The following is a 3,361-nucleotide window of genomic DNA, read 5'->3' as shown; positions in this document are numbered from 1 at the left end:
AGCAACGGGTCGAGAGCTCCCCATCGTCGAGGCAACGCCGGAGACGCTCTCAGCAGTGTTAGGCACGCTAATCGAACACCCCGAACTCATCCACTCGATCGGTAAAGCAGGGGTGGACTTTGTCGAGGTGGTGCACTCTGGCCGCTTCAGCGCCGACGTACTCCGGGCTCACTGGATCGATTGAGGGCTCTGGGTTGTTCTCGGGAATCCCGCGCCGGTAGGGCGGGCGGCATCCCGTCGGTCCTTCCACGCACGCATACGCCTTTCCACTGGACGCTCGACCCAGGTGTGCAGTGCCGCGGCGGCGGCCAGTGCGACGACGCCAAGTACCGCAAACCACACGAGGTTCCGCCACGATGGCTCCTGCAGACCGAACAGGGTAAGTGCGAGGTAGATTGCCGTCGCGTGCACCAGGTAGAAGGCAAAGGACCACTCGCCGAGTTTGATCTGGGCGCGGGACGCGAAGATCGAACGACGCCCTTCCAACGCACGACGTGTAATCGCCACGATGACCACCGCGCACGCGATTGTCATGAACTCGTTGCCGAATCCAACGACGAACATCACCGGCCCCGACTCAGGGAACATCGCGGAGGTCACGGCGATGAGTCCCGTGACGAGACCGAGTGAGACCATTCCCGCTAATACGGGGACTTTGGGGCGCCATCCTTGCCGGAAAGCCCATGCCACAGCCATCCCGGCTACAAAATCCGGTAGCCGAACGATGGGTGGCGGGAGGTCGGAAAACCACAGATCAGGGTGTGTCAGCGCCACAAGTCGATAGCTGAATGCGATAACAATCGCGGCAATCCCGAATAGCACGGCGCCTCGGGCGTCGAACCGCGTCAGTGCCATGGCGATGAACGGATGAAGAGCGTAGAAGAAGAACTCGCAGGTCAGCGTCCACGCAGCCGGGTTCCCGGAGAACAGGACGTGGGGATCCGTCGACCACCCCTGAAGGAGAGGGAACGACAGTGACAGCACCCCGGGCTCGAACGGCTTCCTCCACAGCGGCTCGACCCAAGGCCACACCTGGTAGAACACCGGTATCGCCAGCAGGAGCGCTATGAGATGTGAAGGGTAGATTCGCGCGAACCTGCGCCAGTAAAACGTCGACCTTGGCAAGGAGGGCGACATCGACCAGGTCAGCACGAAACCGGAGAGCACAAAGAAGAACGTGACCCCCATGTATCCCTGGCCCAGTATTGCGGAGACGCCGGACGGCAGAGGGGCGAAGATGAGGATGTGGTAGAGGAAAACGGCGAACGCAGCCCACCATCGCAAACCGGTCAAAGCGTCGAGACGCGGCGTGCGCGTCAAGGTCGCTGAGGTTGAGGTCACTGGGGTGTATTCTCGCTCGCCGAGATACGAGGGCCACACAGTGGGGCACCCGGCTCATCGAGTATCCCACAATCACAGTGGCGACCGAATATCGACGGCTAGAATTCGTTTCGATGCAACAATCCACGGTCGACGTACTGATCCCGGTGCATAGCCACACCCGTCCCATCGCCCGCGCGGTCTCGTCAGTGCTCCTCGGCACCTCGGCCCCTGTAAAGGTCTTGGTGATCGCCCACAACATTGACGCAGCGCTCATTGTTGCCAACCTGGGCTCTCTCGCCGACGATCCCAGGGTGCAGGTGTTGCCCTTCGCCGACGGAATCCCCAGCCCAGCCGGACCATTCAACTTTGGAATCGCATCCACGACCTCTCCCTTCTTTTCGCTACTTGGCTCCGATGACGAGTTCGAGCACGGCGCGATAGATTCATGGCTCTCGGTGCAACGAGAGCAGCGAGCCTCGATGGTGATCGCGAGGATACAACACGTCGGCGGCGGCAATGATGCATCACCGCTGCTGCGGTGGCGGGGACCAGCCCTTCTCGATCCGGTGAAAGATCGACTCACGTACCGCAGCGCTCCGCTTGGACTCATTTCACGGGCCGCGTTCGGAGCGCTCCGATTTACTGAGGGGCTGCCATCCGGTGAAGATGTCGTGTTTGCGAACTCCATCTGGTTCTCCGGCGATCGGCTCGCTCACGATCGCTTTGGCCCGGCGTACCGGGGCTTTACCGACGGTCACGACCGTGTCACGGCATCCTCTCGACCCGTGTCCGTCGACTTCGCCTTTCTCCCGCTGCTGCTGACAGCCGACTGGTATCTCAGACTCAGCGGGGCCGCCCGCACCTCGATTGCCATGAAACTGCTGCGACTAAACGTGCTGGACGCTGTCGTCTCCCGCCGTGATTCTTCGACGTGGAGCGAAGAGGACACCGCGTCGCTCAGGCAGGTAGTCACGCAGGTGCTGGAATCGGCACCAGGCTGTGAGCGCCTGCTCTCCAGACTCGATGCTGCGGTTATTGCTGCCGTGAGGTTCGACCTTGCTGGGCTTCCCGCGGCGGTCGCCGCCCTCGAACTGCGCTGGGAATTGAAGAATCCCCATTCAGTGCTCTCCCAAAGCCTCGCAATGACGCTGAGGCGAGAGGGCGCAGCACGATGGCTCTTCGCTAGCCTCACGGCACTCACGCTCCTCCCTCGAGAGGTGAATCAGAATGCCACCTGATCCGTTGCGTGGACCTGAGGTTGACGTCGTCGTCGCGGTGCACACCGTGACCCGCCCCATCGCTCGTGCCGTTGACTCCGTGCTTGCGGGCACCACGGCCGCAACGAGGGTGACCGTGATTGCGCACAACATAGATCCGGATGTCATTGCAGCGAATCTGGGTGATCTCATGGCGGACAGGCGCGTGCGACTGCTTTCCCTGCACGATTCCGTCCCCAGCCCCGCCGGGCCATTTAACTTGGGGCTTGACCGGGCCACCGCACCCTTCGTCTCCGTGATGGGCTCCGATGATACCTTCGATCCGGGCGCTGTGGACTCCTGGCTTTCTCTCCAGCGCCGACACAACGCGGGCATGGTACTCGCGAGGATACGGCATGACGGCGGAGGCTCTGACAGCTATCCCCCTGTGCGGCTGGGCCGCACGCAGCGACTCGACGGCGTGAAGGATAGGCTGTCATACCGCAGTGCCCCCCTCGGGTTGATCTCCCGTCAACACTTCGGCGATCTTCGATTCTCCGAGGGGCTGCCGTCTGGAGAGGATCTCGCCTTCGTCACGCGGATGTGGTTCTCCGGCGTACCGCTCGCTTTCGACAGCACTGGGCCCGCTTATGTGGGCCATCACGACGAGGGGGATCGGGTCACTTCCGCGCAGCGGGATGTTTCCGTGGACTTCCGCTTCCTTGACGAGATCTACCCGACCACATGGTTCGCGCGCTTCACCAACGATCAGCGCACAGCCCTCGCGGCCAAATTTCTGAGGATGCATGTATTCGACGCGATCCTGGCGAGGAGTAACGGGG

4 protein-coding genes are annotated in these 3,361 nt (G+C 62.1%); 3 read left to right on the top strand and 1 reads right to left on the bottom strand.

Going from position 1 to position 3,361, the window contains the following annotated elements; translation table 11 throughout:
- Nucleotides 1-184 (top strand): hypothetical protein (locus RMN95_RS07305; RefSeq protein WP_309616277.1); only part of this gene is annotated, 184 nt, incomplete at its 5' end.
- Here RMN95_RS07305 and RMN95_RS07300 read toward each other — a convergent pair.
- Entirely contained in the window at nt 169-1,341 is a 1,173-nt protein-coding gene (locus tag RMN95_RS07300) for an acyltransferase (RefSeq protein ID WP_309616276.1), read from the bottom strand. The two genes, RMN95_RS07305 and RMN95_RS07300, sit on opposite strands and share 16 nt — an antisense overlap.
- Before the next feature lie 113 nt (nt 1,342-1,454).
- On the opposite strand from RMN95_RS07300, the gene RMN95_RS07295 reads away from it, so the two are divergent.
- On the top strand, nt 1,455-2,561 hold the full coding sequence (locus tag RMN95_RS07295; RefSeq protein ID WP_309616275.1) for a glycosyltransferase family A protein: 1,107 nt from the start codon (nt 1,455-1,457) through the stop codon (nt 2,559-2,561).
- Nucleotides 2,551-3,361 (top strand): glycosyltransferase family A protein (locus tag RMN95_RS07290; protein ID WP_309616274.1); only part of this gene is annotated, 811 nt, incomplete at its 3' end. The genes RMN95_RS07295 and RMN95_RS07290, both read left to right, overlap by 11 nt.

The sequence above is a fragment of the Salinibacterium sp. genome, from assembly GCF_031364185.1.
GTDB lineage: Bacteria > Actinomycetota > Actinomycetes > Actinomycetales > Microbacteriaceae > Rhodoglobus.
The sequence above is the reverse complement of the archived record's forward strand: the minus strand, read 5'-3'. Positions and strand labels throughout refer to the sequence as shown.